General features: G+C 35.3%; 25 protein-coding genes. 12 read left to right on the forward strand and 13 right to left on the reverse strand.

Annotated elements, in window-relative coordinates; genetic code table 11:
- Positions 1 to 38 precede the first annotated feature (38 nt).
- On the reverse strand, positions 39 to 431 hold the full coding sequence (locus tag METTI_RS14430) for a MarR family winged helix-turn-helix transcriptional regulator (protein WP_245596150.1): 393 nt from the start codon (positions 429 to 431) through the stop codon (positions 39 to 41).
- Positions 432 to 615: 184 nt separating this feature from the next.
- Here METTI_RS14430 and METTI_RS14435 point away from each other — a divergent pair, with 184 nt between their 5' ends.
- The 4 genes from METTI_RS14435 (at position 616) to METTI_RS14450 (ending at position 3447) form a co-directional block, all read left to right on the forward strand.
- The gene (locus METTI_RS14435) at positions 616 to 843 is read left to right on the forward strand and encodes a ChaB family protein (RefSeq protein ID WP_023846569.1); all 228 of its coding nucleotides are present in this window, start codon (positions 616 to 618) and stop codon (positions 841 to 843) included.
- A 120-nt stretch (positions 844 to 963) separates the two neighbouring features.
- Complete coding sequence (locus METTI_RS14440) at positions 964 to 1623, forward strand: YggS family pyridoxal phosphate-dependent enzyme (protein ID WP_023846570.1); 660 nt, start codon at positions 964 to 966, stop codon at positions 1621 to 1623.
- A 135-nt stretch (positions 1624 to 1758) separates the two neighbouring features.
- On the forward strand, positions 1759 to 2445 hold the full coding sequence (locus METTI_RS14445; RefSeq protein ID WP_048135554.1) for a Yip1 family protein: 687 nt from the start codon (positions 1759 to 1761) through the stop codon (positions 2443 to 2445).
- 105 nt (positions 2446 to 2550) lie between these two features.
- Positions 2551 to 3447, forward strand: coding sequence for a hypothetical protein (locus METTI_RS14450; RefSeq protein WP_023846572.1), 897 nt, complete (start codon positions 2551 to 2553; stop codon positions 3445 to 3447).
- A 44-nt stretch (positions 3448 to 3491) separates the two neighbouring features.
- On the opposite strand, the gene METTI_RS15620 is transcribed toward METTI_RS14450, so the two are convergent.
- From METTI_RS15620 to METTI_RS14485, 7 genes are all read right to left on the reverse strand, one after another.
- Complete coding sequence (locus tag METTI_RS15620; RefSeq protein WP_084324032.1) at positions 3492 to 3704, reverse strand: transcriptional regulator FilR1 domain-containing protein; 213 nt, start codon at positions 3702 to 3704, stop codon at positions 3492 to 3494.
- Between the two features lie 23 nt (positions 3705 to 3727).
- Complete coding sequence (locus METTI_RS14455) at positions 3728 to 4513, reverse strand: helix-turn-helix transcriptional regulator (RefSeq protein WP_023846573.1); 786 nt, start codon at positions 4511 to 4513, stop codon at positions 3728 to 3730.
- A 152-nt stretch (positions 4514 to 4665) separates the two neighbouring features.
- Positions 4666 to 5454, reverse strand: a complete 789-nt coding sequence (locus METTI_RS14460) for a helix-turn-helix transcriptional regulator (RefSeq protein ID WP_023846574.1) — start codon at positions 5452 to 5454, stop codon at positions 4666 to 4668.
- A 216-nt stretch (positions 5455 to 5670) separates the two neighbouring features.
- Positions 5671 to 6078 carry a hypothetical protein gene (locus tag METTI_RS14465; RefSeq protein ID WP_023846575.1) on the reverse strand — a complete coding sequence of 136 codons (408 nt, stop codon included), beginning with the start codon at positions 6076 to 6078 and terminating at the stop codon, positions 5671 to 5673.
- Between the two features lie 144 nt (positions 6079 to 6222).
- Entirely contained in the window at positions 6223 to 6741 is a 519-nt protein-coding gene (locus METTI_RS14470; protein ID WP_023846576.1) for a pentapeptide repeat-containing protein, read from the reverse strand.
- Between the two features lie 98 nt (positions 6742 to 6839).
- A complete protein-coding gene (locus METTI_RS14475) occupies positions 6840 to 8111 on the reverse strand; it encodes a serpin family protein (protein WP_023846577.1) in 1272 nt (423 codons plus the stop codon).
- Positions 8112 to 8546: 435 nt separating this feature from the next.
- Positions 8547 to 9251 (reverse strand): hypothetical protein, encoded by a 705-nt coding sequence (locus METTI_RS14485; protein ID WP_023846579.1) that lies wholly within the window; start codon positions 9249 to 9251, stop codon positions 8547 to 8549.
- Positions 9252 to 9425: 174 nt separating this feature from the next.
- On the opposite strand from METTI_RS14485, the gene METTI_RS14490 reads away from it, so the two are divergent.
- The 3 genes from METTI_RS14490 (at position 9426) to METTI_RS14500 (ending at position 11225) form a co-directional block, all read left to right on the forward strand.
- Positions 9426 to 9980, forward strand: coding sequence for a hypothetical protein (locus METTI_RS14490; protein WP_023846580.1), 555 nt, complete (start codon positions 9426 to 9428; stop codon positions 9978 to 9980).
- Positions 9981 to 10048: 68 nt separating this feature from the next.
- Entirely contained in the window at positions 10049 to 10582 is a 534-nt protein-coding gene (locus METTI_RS14495; protein ID WP_023846581.1) for a hypothetical protein, read from the forward strand.
- A gap of 4 nt (positions 10583 to 10586) precedes the next feature.
- Positions 10587 to 11225, forward strand: coding sequence for a CDGSH iron-sulfur domain-containing protein (locus tag METTI_RS14500; RefSeq protein ID WP_023846582.1), 639 nt, complete (start codon positions 10587 to 10589; stop codon positions 11223 to 11225).
- Positions 11226 to 11304: 79 nt separating this feature from the next.
- Here the strand turns inward: METTI_RS14500 and METTI_RS14505 are convergent, their stop codons facing one another.
- Positions 11305 to 11781 (reverse strand): metal-binding protein, encoded by a 477-nt coding sequence (locus METTI_RS14505; RefSeq protein WP_023846583.1) that lies wholly within the window; start codon positions 11779 to 11781, stop codon positions 11305 to 11307.
- An 81-nt stretch (positions 11782 to 11862) separates the two neighbouring features.
- Between METTI_RS14505 and METTI_RS14510 the strand changes: the two genes are divergently transcribed.
- From METTI_RS14510 to METTI_RS14525, 4 genes are all read left to right on the forward strand, one after another.
- Entirely contained in the window at positions 11863 to 12345 is a 483-nt protein-coding gene (locus tag METTI_RS14510) for an META domain-containing protein (protein ID WP_023846584.1), read from the forward strand.
- Between the two features lie 88 nt (positions 12346 to 12433).
- Entirely contained in the window at positions 12434 to 13204 is a 771-nt protein-coding gene (locus METTI_RS14515; RefSeq protein ID WP_023846585.1) for an HD domain-containing protein, read from the forward strand.
- Positions 13205 to 13490: 286 nt separating this feature from the next.
- Positions 13491 to 15752 carry a PAS domain-containing sensor histidine kinase gene (locus METTI_RS15445; RefSeq protein WP_169729125.1) on the forward strand — a complete coding sequence of 754 codons (2262 nt, stop codon included), beginning with the start codon at positions 13491 to 13493 and terminating at the stop codon, positions 15750 to 15752.
- Positions 15753 to 15834: 82 nt separating this feature from the next.
- A complete protein-coding gene (locus tag METTI_RS14525) occupies positions 15835 to 17265 on the forward strand; it encodes a hypothetical protein (protein WP_023846587.1) in 1431 nt (476 codons plus the stop codon).
- A 59-nt stretch (positions 17266 to 17324) separates the two neighbouring features.
- Here the strand turns inward: METTI_RS14525 and METTI_RS14530 are convergent, their stop codons facing one another.
- From METTI_RS14530 to METTI_RS14540, 3 genes are all read right to left on the reverse strand, one after another.
- On the reverse strand, positions 17325 to 18497 hold the full coding sequence (locus tag METTI_RS14530; protein WP_023846588.1) for a type III PLP-dependent enzyme: 1173 nt from the start codon (positions 18495 to 18497) through the stop codon (positions 17325 to 17327).
- 264 nt (positions 18498 to 18761) lie between these two features.
- Entirely contained in the window at positions 18762 to 21413 is a 2652-nt protein-coding gene (locus METTI_RS14535; RefSeq protein WP_023846589.1) for a PAS domain S-box protein, read from the reverse strand.
- 95 nt (positions 21414 to 21508) lie between these two features.
- On the reverse strand, positions 21509 to 22249 hold the full coding sequence (locus METTI_RS14540; protein ID WP_023846590.1) for a DUF7847 domain-containing protein: 741 nt from the start codon (positions 22247 to 22249) through the stop codon (positions 21509 to 21511).
- A 156-nt stretch (positions 22250 to 22405) separates the two neighbouring features.
- Here METTI_RS14540 and METTI_RS14545 point away from each other — a divergent pair, with 156 nt between their 5' ends.
- Positions 22406 to 22780: a hypothetical protein gene (locus METTI_RS14545; RefSeq protein ID WP_023846591.1), complete on the forward strand. Its 375-nt coding sequence runs from the start codon at positions 22406 to 22408 to the stop codon at positions 22778 to 22780.
- Here METTI_RS14545 and METTI_RS14550 read toward each other — a convergent pair whose 3' ends face one another.
- Positions 22781 to 23518 (reverse strand): SIMPL domain-containing protein, encoded by a 738-nt coding sequence (locus METTI_RS14550; protein WP_023846592.1) that lies wholly within the window; start codon positions 23516 to 23518, stop codon positions 22781 to 22783.
- Positions 23519 to 23520 lie beyond the last annotated feature (2 nt).

Raw genomic sequence — 23520 nt, forward strand, 5'->3', positions numbered from 1 at the left:
TAGTTAGTCTTTACCTAATCAATGATTTACAAAAAAAATCATTTTACTTTTTCCAGAATGTTTATTAGCATTTTTAACTCCTCCTCAGTTAATGAGTATGCCATTTTTTGAGTCAGCCGGGACAAAGCATGTTGTTCGCAGCGACATATTGTCTGTCCTTTTTCAGTCAGGCAAATATGAAAGACCCTGCCATCTTCAGGAGATCTTTTTTTATAAACACATTCCATTTGAATGAACTTATTGATCATCTCTGAAATTGTGGGCTTGGAGTTACTGGTAACTTCAGCCAGTTTACTGAATGTTATTTCTCCATACCTGTCAATTATTTTCAGGTAGCCAATCTGTTTCAGGGTAATGTCCGGTATTCCGCATCCACAAAGGATGTCAGATGAACACTCACTTTTTATTTTGAAGAGATTTTCAAAAACCAAAAATAAATGTTTTTCATTCCCTGTCATATCTCGATCCGATTATTCAGTTAGGCTTTACCTAAATATATAGTTTTGCTTTTCGATTACAATTAATTTAGAAATAAAATGCAAGGAAACATATATACACTAATAACTGAAAATAAAAATGTCGTAAACAAATGATCATAATTCAGGGGAGTAAAAAATGCCTTACGATAAATTAAGTGAATTACCTGATGGTGTAAAGGATAATTTGCCAAAACATGCTCAGGAGATATACAAAGAAGCGTTTAACAATGCATGGGATCAGTATAAAGATCCGAAAGACAGAAAAGGAGATGCATCTCGTGAGGAAGTTTCTCACCGTGTTGCGTGGTCTGCTGTGAAACAAAAGTATGAAAAGAACAGCAACGGAAATTGGATAGAAAAATAAATCAAAACAAATAAGTATATTTATTTTTTGACACGATTTCAGAATACAGTTTATCTTATAAGAGAATAAGTAATCAGTGGTACAAACCATAAATTTACAAATTTATCGCCGGGAAATCAAATGTCAGTCACTGAAAACATAACTTCTGTCCTGAATGAACTTGGAAACACAAAACTCATCTGTGTTACAAAAACCGTTGGCACTGAAAGAATTAATGAGGCTATAAAAGCAGGTGCAACTATAATCGGAGAAAACAGGGTTCAGGAGTTTGAAGAAAAAGCCGACGGCCTACTTCCATGTGAAAAACACATGATAGGACATTTGCAGACTAATAAGGTCAAAAAGGCTGTGGAATATTTTGATGTAATCCAGTCTGTAGACTCTCTAAAAGTGGCTCAGGAAATAGATAAGAGAGCTGAAGCCATCGATAAAATTCAGGAAATATTTCTCCAGGTAAATATTGGCAACGAGCCGCAGAAACATGGCTTTAAACTTGAAGAACTAAGACCGGAAATTAATGAAATTGCATTACTCAAAAATGTCCGGGTCACAGGAATGATGTGTATTCCACCTTATGTTTCGCCAGAGCAGGCACGCTCATATTTTAAAGAAATGAAAGCACTTTTTGATGAAATTAAAATAGAAACACAGGAAAAGTTCGATAACGTTGATTTAAAAGAACTTTCCATGGGAATGTCAGGTGACTACAGGGTTGCAATAGAAGAAGGAGCCACCATGGTTCGTATTGGGTCAGCTATTTTTGGTGACAGAAAATATTGAATTGTAAAAATATCATTATTTTTTCTTTTCTAATTATTTTAGCAATCTTTTTATAGAGCTACTTTATTAACCTTGTAAATAAAATTTTAATAAAATTTGATTTAAGAGTTAGTTCTTTAAGGTTGGTTAAAACGTATGCTGGAATTATTTAAAAATCCGAATGTATTTTTCAGGAATAAAATGAATGAGCCTGAAGACCTGAAAAAACCGTTTTATATAATGGTACTTGTCTGGTTTGCCAGATTGTTCATGGTTGCTGTAACACTTTTGATGGTGGCAAATATTATTTCGTCAAATTCATCCCTAGTTTTTCCTGATATTCCTTCTGAAATGATACTTTTCTTTTTATTCTTAACAGCAGCTGTATTGATAATCACTTTTATCAGCATTCTTTTGATGTGGCTAGTAACTGCATGCGTGTTTTATTTGTTCTCTGCTGTGTTCCATGGTACTGGTAGTTTCAAAAGAGTTCTTGAATTCATTTCTTATGGATTCATACCTTTTTTAATAGGAAGCATAATTGCTCCAATCTATTTCTGGTTGATCTATTCAAAAATAGATTTTATTGCTCTTTTTGAAAACATGGAACAAGCAGGGGATCCAACGCTAATTATGAATGAATTATTGTTCTCTAATTTGCCTGCACATGTACTGAGTCTTATTATTGCTCTGATACTTTTTGCTTTGACCCTATACATATGGATTTATGGAATTAAATATTCAAGAAATCTCTCATTTAAACAGGCAGTGTTGACCATTGGTATACCTGCAATAGCTTACATTATTTATGAATTGATTATGTTTGTGTTTCTTTATTTTTAGATTGACAACATGAAAAACATAATATAATCGATAAATTTTTATGATACATCTACAATCTGTACTTATTCTTAAAGTTAGAATATTGATACAAAAAAGGTGGTTATTTTGAAAAAATGGATTATAATGGTAGTATTAGTGGTAATGTTATCAATTTCCGGATGTGTAGAAGAAGAAAAACAAAGTGCTGCTAGCAAAAATATTGAACTTGCAACTTCTCTTATGGCTTCAGGAGAGGAACTCATAGAGGATATGGACACAGATTCCACTACGGATGCACGAAACAGGCTTTATGCGGCTAAAGTAAGCTATGAAGAATCCCTGGAACTCCTGGAAAATACAAACACTGAAGATCCGGAAGAACAGAAACTTATCGATGTAAATACAATTATTTGCAATTATTATCTGGAAAGCATAGCAGCAGAGGAAGACCTTCTGGATTGTTATGATTATCTTTCTAAAGCACGTACTTATATTTCCCTTGAAGAATATGATGAAGCAAAGAAAGAGATTTCAAAATTTGGTACATCTGTCGACAGTGCTATGCCAAATCTTGAAAATGCCAGGGAGCTTTCATCAGAAATAGAAATGGATGATGTTCCTCTTGAATTAAAACCCGTTTTAATTTATGACAGGGAATCGGTTTTTACTAATCTGGATATTTCATCGGAACTTTTAATCCTTGAAAAAAGTCTTTATTCACAGGTTGATGGATTAGAAAATCTGGACATGGCTCTTGAATATATGGATGAAGAAGAATGGGAAGATGCCCAGAATTATTTTGAATATACCGTGTCCAATTTCACGGAAACAAGGGATATACTGGCAGATCTTGAAGATTCTCAATATTCTGAACTTTCAATTTCATCCATTGAGAGTGTCATTATTTACGATGCAAGTATAACTTTTGCGGAGCATTGTGGAAAAGCCTGCGAATATATGGCTAAAGACAATTATGATAAAGCAGATGAAGAATTTGAACTTGCTCTGGAAGCCTATGAATAAATAATATTGAATGGTTCGGTATGAGCCATTTTTCTTTTCTTTTTTTATATCTCAGTTATCAATTCAGCGTCTCTCTCGTAATAGTCATAGAGATCCTTTCCCCACTTACGCCCTTCAGGACTCATACAGATAATTTGTTTATTGCTAAATTCATTATTGCTAAAAAGTAATCTAAGTAAAAATCCATTATCTGTTATTGTGAGGGAACATACACTTTTTAGTTGTGGAAGTAATGATGTTCTTTTTAAATTAAGCATTAAAATATCGGATATTAAAATTATCAGATATGTGTGATAGGTTTTGAATCTTTTAAGTAATAGTCAAATAGCTCTTTACCCCATTGTCTTCCCTGTAGAGTCAGGGAAAGTACCTGTTTATTGCTGAATTCACCATTATTAAACAATAATCTCAAGAGAGTTGTTTCATCAGTAACTGTAAGAGAAGAGATTCCTACCTCTTTTTCATATGCATAAAATTTCACATTATCGTAAGCAATATAGTGCCTGAATTCATCCGGCCATCCTTCAATTAATTTAGCTACCAGATCTGTAGTAAAAATGATTTCCAGATGTATGTTATTATCTGCAAGTTGCTGCAATATCCAGGGACATGAAGGATGCATGAAAGTGAATACAAAATATATTGCTTTTGATGCCATTCCAATTTTAAAGTGGTCTGCATTAAGTTCATGGGCATTAGCTATGCTTGGTTCGACAATCTGGCATCCCTGTATGTCACTAATCCTTTTCTGGAACTCTTCAGGAATACCACTAACTTTGTGTGTGGTCAGGTAACGACTGTTTACTTCAAGAGTGTCAATAGTATTCAGGAAAGGTTTCATCTCATCAACTACAATCTTACCGATTTTAGTGAGTTCGTAACTGTCACCTGACTGGTAAATAAGATTACTTTCCTTCAGAATCTTCATTTGCGGCAGTAATGCCGGTCGGGTAGTGTCAAGAATGGAAAGTATAACTGGCATTTCTTTTGTTTCCTCATGTAAGATCAAAAGGACTTTTTTTCGTTTTTCTGAAGCAAAAATAATATCCACCAAATCTTTTTTCATAAAAGCACGCTCTCTGGTAATTTTGAATCAGATAGTTTAAAATTATTTAGAAGTATCATTATAAAATCCCAACCAACCAAAATAATATTAGTCTAATACCGTTCGTGTGTCCAGTGATTCATATAATGTACAGTTTAATATATATAATATTGTTATATGCTTGTGATTCTTACAGCATCTTTCATGAAATAGTCAAAAAAATCCCTGCTCCATTTGTAAGCTTCGGAATGACAGCAATATACCTGTTTACTGCTGAATTCATTGTTAGCAAAAAGAAGCCTCAGGACAAAACGATCATCACTGATTGAAAGTGATGAAACTTTTATATCCTTATTGTAAACGTAAAATTTGACACCATTATTACTCAATGTGTTTTGTAACTCTTCGGGATATTCATTTTTAACTTTATTAAATAATTCCCGTGAGAGTATCATGGAAATATCTATTTCCCGGGCAAGATAGTATGAAAGCAATTCCAGGAAAGTAGGATGCATAAACGTGAAAACGAACATCATTGAGCTTGATTCCTTTGATTTATCAAAGAACTCCCTGTTAATTTCATATGTATTTACAAGGCTTGGTTCTATAATCTTACAGTTCCTTAATTCGCTTATCCGCTCAAAAAGATAATCTGGTATTGATTCTGTATTGTGTGTACTTAAATAATCACTGTGTTTATTAAGTGATTCAATTGTATCGAGGAATGGTTTCATTTCATCAACCACAATTTTGCCAATTGTGGTCAACCCGTAAGAATCACCTGATTGATAAACAAGGGAATGTTCTTCAAGTATCCTTATCTGTGGAAGTAATGCCGGTCTGTTAGTGTCCAGTTCTTCCAGGATAACTGCCATTTCCTGAGGACCATCTTTTAACATGAGAAGTACATTCTTTCTTTTCTCAGAAGCAAAGATAACATCTATAAGTTGTTTTTTTTTCAAAATTTAACCCCCGTGAGAAAGCATCAAATACCTATCCATTTGACTAAAATTAAATTTGATTGCCAGTTAAATTTGTATTCCTTTTACTAAACATGTAGACATACTCATTCATAAGCTTTTATATTTGGACCTTATCTTCTTGCTGTTTTTTAACAGCAGAAGCTAACATATTTAGAAAATATCTTTCGGAATAAAGTTCTAAAAGCAAGGCAGCTATTATTCAGAACAAATACTATGTTCTTTCATAGCAAATTCATTTTCTGAGATGGAAATATAAGGTTCATTCCATGGATTATAGTCTATTGTCAGAGATACAGAAGAATTGTCATCAAGAGTGCTTTTCACGTGACAGCCACACTCCTCATCAAGGAAATAAGTCTTTGCAATAAGAACTGGAGGCTTTGGTTTTTTTATCGTTTCTTCAGGGCCGAGATAAAATTCATTTTTATGTATAGATTGGTTTTGCGGGTCAAAGATTTCAACTGTAATCTTATGACCTACAGTATCCGTGTTCTTTATCTGATAAAACGGAGTGGGAGTGCCAACAATCAAAAAAGGCAATATCACATACAAGAATAAAAATGAAATTATCAGACCACCTGCAATCTTGTATGCCGTTTTCATGTTATTACCCACTTTTCAATCTATTCCAACCCATAAATTGAACTTTGTAGAAGAAATTGTCCATATACTATTTTATTCTATTTATTATACTAAAATAAATAATATAAAAAGAATCATTTTTTTGTAATTCTTTATGCTTTGTAATTATTCTATTTCAATATCATATACACTCAAAAGTGAGATTACTTCCGGAATAGAAAACTTTGTCTTTTTGAGGAAATTGTTGTTAGGGTCTATAGAATAGTTCTTTGCATTCCTGAAAGATGCATGACTCAGGTTTGCATTTCTGAAAAGACTGTTTGTGAGGTCGCAATCTTCAAAGTTTGCATTTTTAAGATTTGTGTTTACGAAATCACAATCATAAACCTGAGAGCCTTCAAACTCAGTGTTTTCCAGATCCATATCAGAAAACAAACAATACGAAAGATAGCAGTTCTCAAATCCTATACTGAATATAAAGTCATTGCATTTTGAAAAATCCAGACCTACGATTTTACAATTTGTAAATCGAACATCCTGAAGTCTGCTGTTATTCAAATCTACGTTAGATAGTTTGCAGTTATCAAAAACACAATCAATAAATTTAGTATTTTTGAATGATTCGTCTGCAAAATCAATATCCTTGAAAGTCTCTTCCTCAAATTCCTCGTTATGGTATTCCATGATTATTAGAGGTGATAATAAGCTATAAACAATCTTCTAATTGGAAATATGAAAATATTAAAACAATCAAAAAAGAGAATAAAATAATTCTCTTTTCCTTAATATTCAGGATTCTCAACTTTTCCCATGAAGAGTATGCATCCTGTCCGCTTATCCTCAATGAAGAACATGAAAGGATGATCAGCTTTGAATTCAAGCACCGTTGGAATTGCACCATCAGTTGCTTCAATTGCCGTTGAAGCTGCAGCTTCCGTACCCTCTTCCTGTACATCAATAAACGCCTGGTGGATTACATCATCTAGCCATAGATTATAATCCTCCGGAACTAACTGAACATTATACATACCTGAGAAATTAGCCAGGTTTCCATCAAATGCATCCACAACTCCCATGTTCCGCAATGTATCTGGCAATTCAGTTTTTACATCGATTTTGAATTTAGGTAAGTATGTATGCACAATGTACTGTGATTCCATGGACGATTTAAGTTCATTATAATCAGAAATAGTAAAAGTATCTTCAAATTCTTCTATGTTGTTTTCTTCAGGGAGAACGATGTACATACATAAATCATCACCTTTATAAGGCATTTCTAGGATTTTTGCATTTTCAGATTCACCATAACTGAAAAATTCCTGAGTATACATCATATCCACAGGATTTTCGTTTGAGGAGGAATTATAGAAAGCTCTTTTTGCCGTATTTGCCGTATCAAATTTATTCATCCATGCACCTTTAAAATAAACAGCATTTGTAATGATTATAGCTGTATCTTCGGTAATCAGTTCTTCTGGAATCAAATCTTTGATTTTATCGTTTGTTTTCGAAGCAACCCAATTATTGATTATTACTCTGGATTCTTCCGGTTCAGATCTGAAATCAAGATTTGTTACATTTCCACCATAGTATTCTTTTGAATTTGTTGAAAACTCTGAATTCAAAGGATACTCTTTGCGAACCCAGAGAGCATTTGCAGTACTTAAATCATAGTTATCAGTATCTGAATTGATTGTAGCCATCATATTTTTTGAAGCTTCCTCAAGAACAGGTTTACTCAATGGATAATTGAACACAGATGCAATTTGTTCCTGTGTCGTCCCTCCAGCACCACCATAACAGATCGCCATTGCAGTAAAAATGCTGTATGGGGAAAATACAAGATTCTCTTCTTTTACAATATTTGAATACATATCAAAGGCAAATGCATTGTTTGCAATTGCAATATCATATTCATCAGCCGAACTTGCATACATTGTTGAATCTTCATCTACAGCATTTGTTTCAGAAACCGGGTCATTATTTTCTATGCAGCCAATACATAGGAAAAGAAGACTAAATATCACTGCACATGTAATTTTTGCATTAATCATAAATTATGATAGATGTTGTTGCACATATAACTTACGAATGATAAAACCAGAGAAATTAGAATACCATCAATCCGACAATAAATGATACCAGATTACATGTAAATGACAAAATCAAAGCTCTTTGAACTGTCACTTTCAGAACAAAATAATAAATCACGGCTTCTACCAAAAAGACTGAGATTTCACCGATTAAAGCCAGATTCTGGTATGAATCTATGAATTGTGGCAACAGAAACCACAAATAAGGAATTGTTGAAAAGGAGGAAAAAATACCCGCAAACAAAAGAAGGGAATTGCTGAGATCATCAATTTTGAAATAAAATCTGATTAGCAGGAAAAGAACAGATGTCTCTATAATTATTGTCAGAAAAAGTGAAAACAGAAACAAGTACTCGTAGATCATATATATGAGACCGATAGTTGATCTTTATTAATTCAGCAATCATTTCCAAATAGTTTTCTGATGAAGCACAATATTGAATCTTTAAGAGTAACTCTGGTTTCTGACGGAACAACAACTTCAGTCTCATTCACTTCGTTTTCTTCCTGCAATCCAGAACTATTATCATCTGAATTGGTTTTTTGAATTTTTGTTTTTGATTCATTAATAACCAACCTCAATTCAGGTATTTCAGGCTTATCAAATGTTTCATTTTTATAAACAGTTGAACCATGGAAAGATACTCTTCTTTCTTCATAGAGTATAAGTGCTGTGTCATTAAACCCTGCTACAGAATAGTATCTTTCTTCTTTTGTAAGAGGATTGGTATCACTGGTGACATCAAAATTCATATTAAAATCAAAAGTATAAGGCAATATATTTGTGTCTGACTCAAAATCAATTTCATCTAATCCTATGCTGTCATAATATTCTTTCTCAATAGCATAAACCGTAAGTGTATTAGCTTTATAGCATTCTGTCAGGCAGTCACTGGAATTGATTAGATATGGATTTTCACAATGAACTAATGGTCCGGTTACGTAACCAACAAAAACAACATCTGGATAATCATTAAGATTAGTGATACTTACACATCTACTGTAACCTTTAGTTCCTGGAAACAGGACATCAGCATTCGAAGTTGGTATAAGATTTAATAATAAAATTATTGATATCATTAAACAGTTTTGAAGCTTCATATTCCCCTCACTTCCATCAATATAAGGTACCTGACATTTTATATATATTTTGATTAAATTTGATATTTTATATGGTGTTTATTTTATTTAAGCATAAAAACTACGTACTTTTATAAGAACGCCTAAATACCACTGTCTCGAAATAATACATATAGGGAAATGTGGAGTGAAATTATGAAAAGTAAATTAATTCTTGTACTTGTTTTTGTGTCCATTATTATAATTGGCGCACCTGTGACATCGGCTAAATCCAGTTATTTGTATTCTTTTAATCAGCGTTACGATACGACAGATACGGTGCTTGATACATGTGATGTGTGTCATTCCGGGCCTAATGGAGGTTCTCTTGACTCATATGGCAGGGCATATTCCCACACCAGAAATTATGGAGGAATTGAAGATCAGGATTCTGATGGTGACGGATTTACAGATCTTGAGGAAATTAATGCTTTAACGTTCCCTGGGGATTCCAATGATTATCCTCAGGTTGAACCTGTGATTGTGCAAAATTCAACTGAAGAAAGCACAGAACCTGTAGTTAATGAAACGACAACAATACCCATAGAGGAAAGTTCAATAAACGAAACTCAGAAAAACGCAACATCTGATATCAAAAATGAAAATACTACAAAAACTTCCCAAACCACTGAAGGTGACCGGCAATCTCCAGGATTTGAAGTCGTAATTTCAGTTTTCACAATAATAGCAGCATTCTATTTTAGAAAATAATACTTCGTCCTGGAAAATTATAAAACGAGTGCCTGAAATACTATATACAAAAATAATGGAGTTTATGTATGAAATATAAATTAGTTCTGGGATTGATTTTACTGACAATTCTTCTGGGTTCTTTTACGACATCTTCTTTAGCACGACCAAATTACATGGCATCATTTTTAGAGCAATATGATGTCCGTGATACACGACTTGCAACCTGCGATATGTGTCATATAAATCCTAATGGAGGAGGTGCTCGTGATAGTTATGGCCTGGCTTATGCAGAAAATGGAAAAGATTTCCTTGCCATTGAAGAGCTAGATTCAGACGATGACGGTTTTACAAACATTGAAGAAATTAATGCACTCACATTTCCAGGTGACTCGGATGATTATCCCGAGATAATAGAAGTTACTGAAACAGAGGGAGCTGAAGCTGCTAACTCATCAGCTGATGAGGAAAGTGAAACAGATACAACTGCAAATACTGAAACTGCAACAGAAACAAGCAGCGAATCCGATGTTGAAGATTCAGCAACGGAAGTGCAATCACCGGGATTTGGAATAATACTTGTTGTTTTTGGAATGATGGCTGCTATCTACATAAAAAGGTAAAAACATGGGTGAAGAAAAAAAACCTGTCATCAAAGTATCAAAAGATGGGCCTTTTATTGTAAAAGATCTTAAAACCATTAGAAATTCAAAGGGCGTGTTCATAGAAACAAGTCCATTCATGGCGCTTTGCAGATGTGGAGATACTGAGAATAAACCATTTTGTGATGGAGCACATCTGCATAATGATTTTTCCGGGAAGAAAGAAACAGGTAAATATCCTGATAAAATCGAGTCTTTTGAAGGAAAAGAAATAATAATCCATGACAACAGGGCAGTTTGCTCCCACATAGGACATTGCATCCTGAAATTACCAGGAGTTTTCATGAAGGGTGAAAAACCATGGATTGATCCTGATGCTTCTGATCCGGAAGAGATTGCCAGAGTCATAAGGACTTGTCCTTCAGGAGCTTTAAGCTACACATTTAAAGGTCTGTTGCATAAGGATTATCCGCATGATCCGGAAATATTTATGGTAAAAAATGGTCCCTATCATGCAATTGGTGGAATAGAACTTGAAGACAAAGAAGGAGCCAGGCCGGAAACTTTAGATCATTATGCACTTTGCAGGTGTGGTAAATCTAAAAACAAACCTTTTTGCGATGGAAAGCACATTGAAACTGAGTTTAAGGACAGGATAAATTAACTCCTGTCTTATTCCCGAATCCTCATTTTCTTTGAACTATTTTTTTCTTAGAACTGCTTTTAATTTGCAATACTAGAAATCAGAATATTGACTTGAATTTTGAGACCATATTATCAGAAATTATGTGAACCTCTATGGAAAGCACTATTCCTCCAATACTTGCTATCATCAGGCTTGAAGGTATAAGCTCATAATCAATTCCAATAAGCAGGAAAACTGCAGCAACTATAACAAGCAGGTTTAATACGATAGACAAAGGCCCGATAACAGGATGGTGAGAAAGACCCCTGTGCTTGAATAACTCCTTGTATGGCCACCAGAGTATCCTGAGGACGCCCCATCTTTTGTAGGGTTTACTGCTGATATCAAGATCAGGACTCAGAAATAAGGTGGCAAAAATATAGGCTATTGAAAAAGCGGCTATCGTATAGTTATCCAGATAGGTAACTACAGGATTTATTCCTTCCCTGAAAGCATAGTAGAATCCAATAAGTACTATGGTCAGAACTGCTGCATTTATAGCGTCATGTGTTTTTCCGTCCGGAATTTGTTTCATCCCCTGAGTTTACGCTCACAAAAGGTATTGACCGGATGATATATAATCTTCTTCCATTTATATTGAAATTCAGGAGGTTATATGTTGAGGTTTACAGACAAGGTAATAAAAGCATTAGTGGTTCTTGCCATAATTTCAATGGCAATTTCAGTTTCTGCCTGCATGGACAAAGATCTGAGCCGGGAAAATGATGCGGATAAAATAGTAACTAATGCAGAAAGCATATCCAATGTAACATGGGAATGGACAGGTACAATTGAAGAAGATGCAAAAACTCCCTTAGTTGTTCCTGACCCAAAGAGATACACTATCGAGTTCACGGAAGATGGTATATATTATATTCTTGCTGACTGCAACACAGGAAGCGGAACCTATGTACTCGAGAATGGTCAGATCACATTAAACCCCGGGCCAATGACACTTATGGCATGCGGGGGAGATTCTATTGATAACAAATATCTTGCATATCTTGGAAATGTAGATTCTGTTGTGCTTGAGGGAGAACAATTAAAACTCTACCTGAAAGACAGTGATGACAGAATGCTCTTTTCATTACAGTATTGAATATAGATTGAATTTATATTGAACATGGCTTGAACATTTGAAATCAGTGCATAAAATATAATGCTGTTAATGAACAATGTAGCATCAAATGGATGAAGAGAAATTTAATGAACTGAAAACATGGTTTCATAATTATGTCGGTTCATTTTACACAGACGATAGTTTCATTCAGCTGAATGTGATACTAAAAGAAGAGCACAGTATCAGGGTTTGTGAAAATGCATCCCTGATAGCTGCTTCTGAAAAACTTGACAATAATGACTATTTTCTTGCAAAAACAATAGCACTTCTCCACGATATTGGACGTTTTAAGCAGATAAGCAAATACAGGACTTTTAAAGATAGTGATTCTGAAAACCATGCTGTCTTAGGTGTTAAAGTTCTAAAAGCTGAAGGCATACTTTCAAACCTGCCAGCCACTGAGCAAAAAATAATCCTGCTTGCCGTTGTTAATCACAACAGGTTCCGGATAAAAGGCAATCTGGATGAACGGACTCTTCTTCATGCTAAACTCATAAGAGATGCAGACAAACTGGACATATTTAAAGTACTGCTGGAACACCATAATCAAAAGGATGAAATACCAAATCCTGCTCTGGAACTGGGGTTGCCTGACAAAGCGGAGTATTCCACTGTAATTGTGAAAGAGCTTCTGCAAAACAAGGTAGCAAGCGTCAGTCACGTAAAAACCTGCAACGATATGAACCTTACACGGCTAGCCTGGCTGTTTGATCTTAATTTCAGGGAAACATTTAGTCTTGTGAAGAAACATGGGTTTATTGACAAACTAATATCCACATTGCCACAAAATGCTGAAATAGAAGCCTTACGAACTCACCTGAATGAATATATGGATTAAATGCTAATAATCATAAATCAGGCAATCTAACTACTACTTATTCTACTACTGACTCCGTATTTTTATTATTTTGTCAATCAGGAAAACTTTATTTAATAATAAATAAATCATAATTGATAATTATATAGATATATGGAATACCGAGGACATGTCCGATTTAAACAGATATAAAAAAATAATTTCTGATCTTCCAATTGGTATTATTTGTTCTGATCTCAAAGGGAATATCACATATATAAACAGATTTCTGAGAGAAAAACAATGGTTTCCATATGAGAATCTAAAAGTGCAAAATAACATATTCTCATTATTGCCGGATTCCCTTGTTGAATCCGGACTTAAATCCATACTTGAAAAAATTCTCACTCACAATTCTGAAAACAATTCTGAAACTGACCAGATTATCAGGCATATCACAAATAACGGCAGTGATGTTACTCTCAGGATCAGAACAAAAACAGAGACAGATGACAATAAAAATGTCACAGGTTATGTTTTTCTTATTGAGGAGATTTTGACTGAAACTGAAATCAATAACCAGTTTCAACGGAAAATGGTTGAAGAGCTGATTGAAAAAACATATTTGAAATTTAAAGATATGTCTGTGGCAGAGATCGATGACAATATTCTGGAATCATTGCCACCCATCGGAAACATAACTGATTCAGACATAATATGCATCTTCCAGTTTGCACCCAGAGGACAATTATTTTGTGAGCATAGCTGGCATAGAAATTCAACTGACATAGTAAAAGAAGAAAAGCTTAAACAGTTTGTAATGGCAAATCCGGGTTGCTTTTCTATTTCAGACAAAAAACTGTTTTTCCTTACTCATAATGACTTGAAAAAATTAAACTGTGACTCAAAACAAGCATCTGATTTTTTCAATGAAGATAACAAACGTTCACTAATAATTGTGCCCATATACGGGCACAGAGCAAAGATAGGTTTCATCTGTCTGAGCTCTTCGTTTGAACCTGAGAATACTGAACCGGAACTTCTTCGTCTTTTTAACTATCTCGGGGAGATCTTTGTCAACGCTTTTGAACATCGCAATACCGATAAACTCCTGTTAAAAAGCGAAGAAAAGTATCACAGGATATTCAACGAAATACATGATATTTATTATGAAGCGGATCTTGGAGGAATTGTACTTACAATCAGTCCTTCTGTCCAGCATTATCTTGGATATACGGACAAAGAGTTACTGGGTCGTTCTATTCAAATTCTATACAAAAATCCTCATGACAGGAATAATTTTCTTCGTGAAATCGTAAAGAATGGTTTTGTATCCCATTATGAGATTACGCTTGCAAATAAGAATGGCAATACAGTTTATGTTTCAGTAAATGCACATCTTGTTTATGAAAATGGTATTCCTTCAATGGTAGCAGGAATGATAAGAGATGTTACTGAGCTTAAAAAAGCACACATGGAATTGAAAGAACAGAAAAAACTGCTTGCCAGTACATTTGAATCAATTCCTGATCTCCTTGCTGTAGTAGACAGGAATCATCAGATCGTCCTGAGTAATTGGAAAGGGCATGAATATTTCATAAATGAAGATATGAGTTCCGAAAGTATTTGTTACAAATCTTTCCTGAAAAAGGATAAACAATGTGATCCTTGTTTGCCATTTGATGTATTTGATTCAGGAGAAATACTTACATATCAGATTCATAATGAAATTGATAGTACGTTCCGTGAGATACGTGTGATACCTATTTTTGACAATAAAGGAAAAGTATCAAAAATACTTGAACACGTAAGGGATATTACTGAACAGAAAAAAGCTGAAATTCAGCTCATGGATGCAAAATTAATTGCAGAAACTGCCAGTAAGTCTAAAAGTGAGTTCATTGCAAACATGAGCCATGAACTACGTACACCTCTGAATTCAATAATAGGTTTTTCCGATTTTCTGCTTGAAGGTGCATTTGGAGAGCTTAACGATAAACAGGAAAAATACCTTTCAAATATATCCAATAGTGGCAAGCATCTTTTAATGATAATAAATGATATTCTGGATCTTTCAAAAATAGAAGCCGGTGAAATGGAACTCAGGCCTGAGTGCTTTAATTTTAATGAAGCTGTAGATGAAGTTACTACGATAATGGATTCCCAGGCACAGAGGAAAAATATCACGCTGACAAACAATGTAACCGGTGTCCTTTCTGTTAATGGTGACCGTGCAAAGATAAAACAGATTCTTTATAACCTGCTGAGCAACGCTGTCAAATTTACACCTGTTGGTGGCCTTGTTGATATCAATGCAAGTATAAACAATGAAGCAAAAGATAAAATACTGACAATAACCGTTTGCGATACGGGAATCGGCATTTCAGAGGAAAATAAGGATATATTGTTCCATCCTTTCAAGCAGATAGATTCATTCTACAGTAGGCAGCATGAAGGAACAGGCCTTGGACTTGCTCTTGTCAGTAAGTTTGTAGAAATGCACAATGGTAATATCGATGTAGACAGTAAACCCGGTAAAGGGAGTTGTTTTACAGTAAATATACCGGTAAAAAAGAATATACCTGAATAAAACTAATTCTATATCACATACTATTCCATACAGGAAAGTATACGTAACCGGTAAAATACAACTATTTTCTGAGGATAGACAGATGATTCACATCAAGGAAGATACCAGGCTTTTGGGTGTGATTCTGACTAAAATTACAATTATACTTATAATTATTTTAATTTTAAGTTCATCCGGATGTACAGATATTCAGGCACAGAAAGTATCAGAACAAAGTACAGAGCAAAATACCAGCTCATATAAGACTCCTGAAGTCCTTGGTTCCGAGCCTGATAATTACATCCAGACTGTCAAGAAAACAGGAGTACTGGAAATTGATAATGGATACTCACTGAAAGTCCTGGATATCAGCAAGCAAGACAAAGATGTACGTTTGTCTTTTAGAAAAGATGGGAATGAATATACTACCGGCACACTGTTTGAAAACAAAACGTACAGCATAAAGGACACAAACGGAGAAAATATCATTTACACTATCAGGATAGACAGAATATCTGACAGCAGTTTTTCTGTTAATATCAGTTACGAAATCTATCCTGCAATATTCCTTGAGACCGGAATATATGAAGGTGAAATTACACACACCGATGTAAAGATTAACAGCAACAGCATAACACGTTCATATCGCTGGAAATATGACAATACGGATTTCTCAGTTGAATATGAATATGATACTGATGCATATGATGCATATTCCCGTAGAAGCCGTAACAGGGATTTCAGTCATTTTGTAAATGACCCTTTTGACGATGAACTCATATCCATGATTACAGAACAAATGGCTGGGCTTGCACAAGCAAATGGCTACAGCAGAGATGAAATTCCATATATTGTAATGGCTTTTGTGCAATCTCTTCCTTATGTAAGTGACAGTGCTTCAGCAGGATACGATGAATATCCACGTTTTCCCTTTGAAACTCTTTACCATGGTGGAGGAGACTGTGAGGACTCATCCATTCTACTGGCAGCTCTGCTTTATGATATGGGATACGGGGTGGCACTGGTTGAATTCCCCGGACACATGGGCGTGGGAGTTAAAGGTGCAGAGGCTCTTGAAGGCAGCTACTTTGATTATTCAGGAGTACGCTACTATTATCTTGAAACGACAAATTCCGGATGGGAAGTAGGTGTGATACCTGAGGAATATGCCGACCTTGAAGCTTCAGTAAAACCGGTTCTTAACTCATACCCGCAACTTCTGGTCAAATTTACTGGCAATGCAAGGGGAAATAATTATGTCACTTATGCTGATCTTGAAATCGAAGTAACGAATATTGGTTCTGATGTTGCTCATGATCTAGTAATTTATACCAGCCTGGAAACTACGACTCAAAATATGGTATGGGATGATCTCCAGACAGAGACACATGAGGATCTGGATGTTGATGAGACTGTGACCTATACAATATCAAATCTTAAAGTTCCTGCCGGTGAAACCTACCGTGTTGGAATTTGGGCATGGGGCTCAAATTCTGAAAACGAATATGTTTACAGTGACTGGGCAACAGCCTGAGATTCCAAGCTAAAAAGAAAAGTAAAAAATGAAGAAAAGAAGGACTGTGCCCTCTTCTATCAGATAACGTATGCTTTCAAAGGTGGTAAGCCGTTAAAAGCAATGGAACTATAACTCTGTGTATAAGCTCCGGTGGTGAATATGTAAAGTCTTTCATTCTCGTGAAGACTTTCAGGGAAAACATATTTGTGATCTTCGTAGAGAATATCCATGCTGTCACATGTAGGACCTGCAAGAATTACTTCTTCTTCACATCCCTCACTTTCTGAGTATATAGGGTATTTTATGCATTCATCAAGTGTTTCAATTAATCCGCCAAACTTTCCTATGTCCAGATATACCCAATGGTACTGGTTCAGTTTTGCTTTCTTTGAAATCATTATGATTTCTGTTACAATAACACCTGCGTCAGCGACCAGGGATCTGCCAGGCTCTATTATAATCTCCGGATGTTCCTCACCAAAATCTTCCTGTATAAATCGAAGTATTTCATGTGCATAGGTTTCAAGTTCGTTAGCTGGGGACATATATTTTGCAGGAAAACCGCCACCCAGGTTTATCATTTTAAGCTTAATACCCTGAAGTGACACAGCTTCAAAGAGGTATTTACATTTTGAAAGAGCGTTGTCCCATTGTCCGATATCACGTTGCTGTGAACCTACGTGAAAAGAAAGACCATATGGTTCAAGTCCATTTTCATGTGCTTCAAGTATAAGCTCATAAATAACATCAGGGTGAGCTCCGAATTTTCTTGATAATGGCCAGTCTGCACCATCGCTTTCAGTAAGCAGACGGAAGAATACACGTGATCCGGGAGCATTTTTGATTATCTTATGAAGGTCACTCTGTGAATCTGTTGCAAACATCCTGATGCCTTTCTGATATGCATATGCAATATCTTTTTCCTTTTTTATTGTGTTACCATAACTGATCCTTTCCGGTGCAACACCAAGCCTGAGAAGCTGATCAATCTCATAAACAGTTGCAGCATCGAAGTTGGATCCTTTATCCCTTAGGACTGAAATAATCTCATCCATAGGATTTGCCTTTACTGCATAATGTATTTTAACATAAGGCATGTTCCTTACAAGTTCATCATACATTTTTTCAACTTTAGACAGGTCTACAACAAGAAATGGAGTCTCCTTATCTTCAGAAAACTCTTTAACCTTTTTAAAGTCGGCCTCTGATGTGAATTCACTCAGAGGAAATTCATATTGCACTTTTCTCATATCTACTCCTTTTAAGTTTCTAAATAAGTATTATTTAAGAATATTATAGCTAAATAACAGTTTAAAATCTGTATATTAAATAAATACTTGATAAATCATCCCTATTAGTAGTTTAAATATTTAAAACTAATTCTTCATTGTTTTTAATGCAAAAAAATCTAAAAAAACAAGAACATAGCAAGTTAGCTACATATTTAGTAAAAAAAACATCTAATGCATTTACGATATGAATGTAACATAATTAAACGCAGTGGAAATAAGGTTTCATACCTGATTAACAGGGATAGTAAAAAAGAACTCACTACCTTCCCCTATCGTACTTTCAACCCATATATTTCCGCCATGCATTTTCACAAATTTTTCAATTATAGCAAGACCAAGACCACTGCCCCGGTATTTGCGTGTTGAAGAACCATCAACCTGGTAAAATGGCTCGAATACCCTTTTAACGTCATCTTCCCCAATACCAATTCCGGAATCGGCTACTGATATCAGTATTGTATTTTCGTCCCGTAGGCCAATATTTATATTTACATATCCATTTTTGGGAGTAAATTTTAATGCATTGTCAATCAAATTATAAAGAATCTCTTTTACCTTGATCCTGTCAGCTACAACATCAAGTTTATCCGTATTTGATATTAATTCAAGTGAAACTCCTTTCCTTTCGGATAATATGAACATCATAGAATAAACATCCTGGACAACTCGTACAATATCAAATCTAGTAAGTTTAAGTTCCATTTCACCGAATTCAATTTGCGAAAGATCAAGAATATTATTAATCAAATTAAGAAGAAGGTTTCCACTCTGATAAATGGTCTTCAGATATTTTGTCTGTTTGTCATTCAGATCACCGGAAACACCTTCCAGAAGCAGGTCAGAAAACCCAATGATAGAACTAAGAGGGGTTTTAAGTTCATGACTGGTATTTGCCAGAAATTCAGTCTTACTGCGGTTGGCATTATCCGACATTAGTTTTGCTTTTAGTATCTCTTCTTCGGCTCTTTTTCTTTCGGTTATGTCACGGAAAAAGAAAAGGGCTCCGTTTTTACCTTCATAATTAAGAGGAACTGCCGAGACTTCTGCAACAAAAGAACTTCCATCCATACGCAGACATATCTCTTCCATTATAGGAGCTGCTTGCTTTTTAGAATCAAGGGTGCTTATTCTTTCCTTTACCTGTGAACGTGAATCTGGATGGAATTGCTCAACAACAAAATTTCCTATTAATTGTTCCGGAGAGTCAGCACCAAACAATTCCAGAGCTGCCGGATTCAGATATGCGAATTTGTTGTCTGTCTGGACAAAAATAGCTTCAGGAGCATGTTCTACAAGCAGACGGAAGCGGGCTTCACTTTCCTGCAAAGCTCTTTGTGCTTCCCGTTCTTCAGTCTGGTCACGGAAAACAAGAACTACACCGGATATATCACCAGAAGCATTTTTTATTGGGGAACCGCTGTCTGCAATGGGGATTTCATTTCCTTTTCTGGAAATAAGAAGAGTGTGATTTGCCAGCCCAACGATTTTTCCTTCCCTGAGAACCTTTCTGACAGGAATTTCAACTTCGCTTCTGCTATCCTCATTTATGATCGGAAATATATCTTCAAGCATTTTTCCTTTTGCTTCAGACTCAGACCAACCCGTCAATTCTTCAGCTATTGTATTCATCTGCTGAAGACAACCGTTGGTATCGGTTGTTATTACTCCGTCACCTATACTGTAAAGGGTGGTCCTGAAAATCTCTTCACTCTCTTTTACACGCTCTTCCATTAATTTTCGCTGTGTAATATCAGTAATGAAACCTTCAAGTGCAATTACATTGCCCTGTTCATCAGCTACACCTTTCCCCTGTTCCCACACCCACTTTAGTTTTCCGGAAGCAGTTTTGATCCTGTATTCATCCCTGAAGAATTCGCCATTTGCCAGTATTCTCTGCCACTTGTCCCAGAGATAATCCCTGTATTCAGGCTCTATGAGGTCATTAAACGATGTTTTTTGGTTGTTAATCAAATCTTCCGCCTTGTATCCTGTAAGCTCAAAACAGCCTTGGGAAATAAAACGCATTGTCCACTCTCTGTCAAGTTCACAACGATAAGCAATACCTGGTAAATTTGAAATGAGAACAGATTTACTTCTTTCACTTTCCCTTAGATCATTCTCCAATCTTACACGATCACTTATGTCCCTCACAAAACAGAAAAGGCCATGAGAATCACTGCTTGTATAAATGGCACTGATTTCAACACTAATTATTTTTCCGTCTTTTCTGCGATGATGGGTTTCAAACAGGTCCTTGCCGGATAGAATCGTTTTGTCAATATGGTACGTTATTTCTTTTTTATCCATATCTGCTTCAATGTCAGACACACTCATTTCCAGTAGTTCATAGTACGAATAACCAGACATTTCACAATATTTTCTGTTTACATCAAGTATGCTGCCTTCCCTGTCTAAATACATAAAGCCATCAACAGACATTTCGGTAATAGTACGATATCTTTGGGCGTACTTTTTATCTTCATCTGTTTTCCAGCGTTCATTGTCCTTTTTTGAAATACAGAATTGAATAGAAGTAGCTAATTGTTCATCAGATGCAGGCCATACAATACAGGATGAAAATGATAATGATCTGAGCTTCGTTATTAGCTGATTATTTACATTTGAAATTACAGGAAGAACAGGAATTGTAGATAATTCACTTATAAGTTCAAGTTGAACGAGTGTTTTTCCAAACTCTGTATTTATTCTTAAAATAAGAAGGTCATAGCCAGTTTCAAAAGAAGATATAAGATGCTCTTGCAGGCTGTTAGTGCTGATCTTTGCCTCGCAAACCACATGTCCCATAGACTGTAGTTTTTCTGATAGCTCTGCCGTATCAGAACCTTCTTCAAAAAGCACCAATATTTTACTCATCACACCATCTTTAGAATATTATTATTATTAAAAATGGGAAATAAATTATATAAATACTTGGTGGGTACAGCTTTCCATTTGATGATAAACAAAACTTATTTATTGATTTGTTCTTTTTCAAATGGAAATGATGCCAGCTCGAAAGTAGTGTTTACAAGAATCTGCTGACTTAATGGAGTTGTAAGTAAAACACCGGTTATGTAGATAACTAAATTGAAGGCAACAGGCCATCCCAGAAATAAACCTGCATAATACGGAAGTACTCCTACAAGAGCCACAAAACCTACTATCAGACTTATTATAACACTTGCTATAATGTTTGACTTTACAATTGCAGCACTTTCTGACAAAGCATCTGTTATGTCATATCCTTTGATTACATATAGTGGCAGCATATAAAGCATGAAAAATACCGGAATAAGGGCAATACAGAGAACTGCAAGATAGAGTATAGCCACTATTGCCAGAATTACTGATTCGGGTATGGAGGAACTGGAAGAACCCAGTGTAAACATAAGTCCAAATGAAAGTATTCCGACAAAAAATAGCAATATCATTGCAATTATTGAAATCAGAACAGCAATTATCATCACAAAAAGCATGTATTTCCAGCTACGGACAAAATTACCGTTCCTGAATCCATCCAGAATATCCATTCCTTTTACCACTTCATTTCTTGTGCCTTTTGCAAGCATCATGACAAAACCATAAAGCAACGGTGGAGCAGTTACAAATAATATTGAGCCAACGCTAAGAATCACCGTTGCGATTGCATAGGAAACAAAGTTTCTTAGAACCGTTTTTATTGAAGTGCCTAAAAGATTACCATATTCCATTTGATCACTTTTCTTTCATTTTTTTAACACAAGAACAATTAATTGATAAATGATATTCTATTAAAAGTTATGTCACTGTTTCATGCAGTAAACCCAAAATAAAATACAAAAATATTTGAAGTATAAATATCCTGAATTAATAAGAGGTTCTTGATTTTGAATTTGTTAATTGCAGCATCGGGTTTACTTTTAATTGTATTGTGCATTCTTCATGTTGTATTTGGCGAAAAAAACTACTTCAACACTAAAGAAAAAAGAAGTATTGCCGGATATGTTCCTTACCATCAGATCTCAGCTGTAATGTTTCTTGAAGGCGCAGGAATGATCTATTCCGCCTTTTATTTCAACATACAACTCTCAGTTTTCATCCTGGTTTTAATTCTGGCCAGCCTGACAGTTTTTGTGCTAATATGCATAAAAGAAAAAGAAGAAGAAACGATAAAAGCTTCCGTTCCTCAATTCATTCTTTTTGGAATTGTTCTCCTTCTTATTGTTCTTGGTATATATCAAGAACTTTCCATTACTCAATAATTACTCAATAATATAAGTGACCTGCACAGACATTGAAACAGTTGATTCGCCCGGACTTATCGGAGTTGACGCTTCCTCTGCCACAGGCATTTCCTGTGCTGTACTATAAATAGTAGAGATGCCACTATTATCATTTACAGATGATGTTTTTACACCTGTAATCTTTACATTCAGACTGCTTGCAAGCATATCTGCTTTTGAGCGCGAATCAGTTACAGCTTCTGAAATAAGCTCATCACGAAGTTCTTTCTGCATTGTGTCTGACACGGAGAATGACAGACTGCCTATCTGGTTAGCTCCGGCTGCAGCAGACCTGTCAATTATCTCATTGATCATGTCAAGTTTTTTAGTGGTTATATCCACACTATTTGAGGCCGAGTACCCGGTTATGGTTCTTCCTCCGGTATAATTGTATACCGGCGATACTGAAACATAAGATGTCTGCATTTCCCTATCCTCTAAACCCAGAGCCTTTAATTCATTTACTATTGAATTCATTATTACAGCATTTTCACTGCTTGAACCGTTTGCTGTTATTTCCTGGGTTACAACTCCGATACTTATTGATGCAGTGTCAGGCACTACTTTCTGTTCCGCATACCCACTCATGGAAATTGTATGTTCTGTGTTTTCCTGTGCTGTCCCCTGTGATCCTGCATACAATGTCGCTGCCATCAGCGCCAGGGCTATAGCCAGAACCAAAATTAAACTATATAGTTTATTGTTTTCCTGTGACAAAT

The sequence above is a fragment of the Methanolobus tindarius DSM 2278 genome (assembly GCF_000504205.1).
Taxonomy (GTDB): domain Archaea; phylum Halobacteriota; class Methanosarcinia; order Methanosarcinales; family Methanosarcinaceae; genus Methanolobus; species Methanolobus tindarius.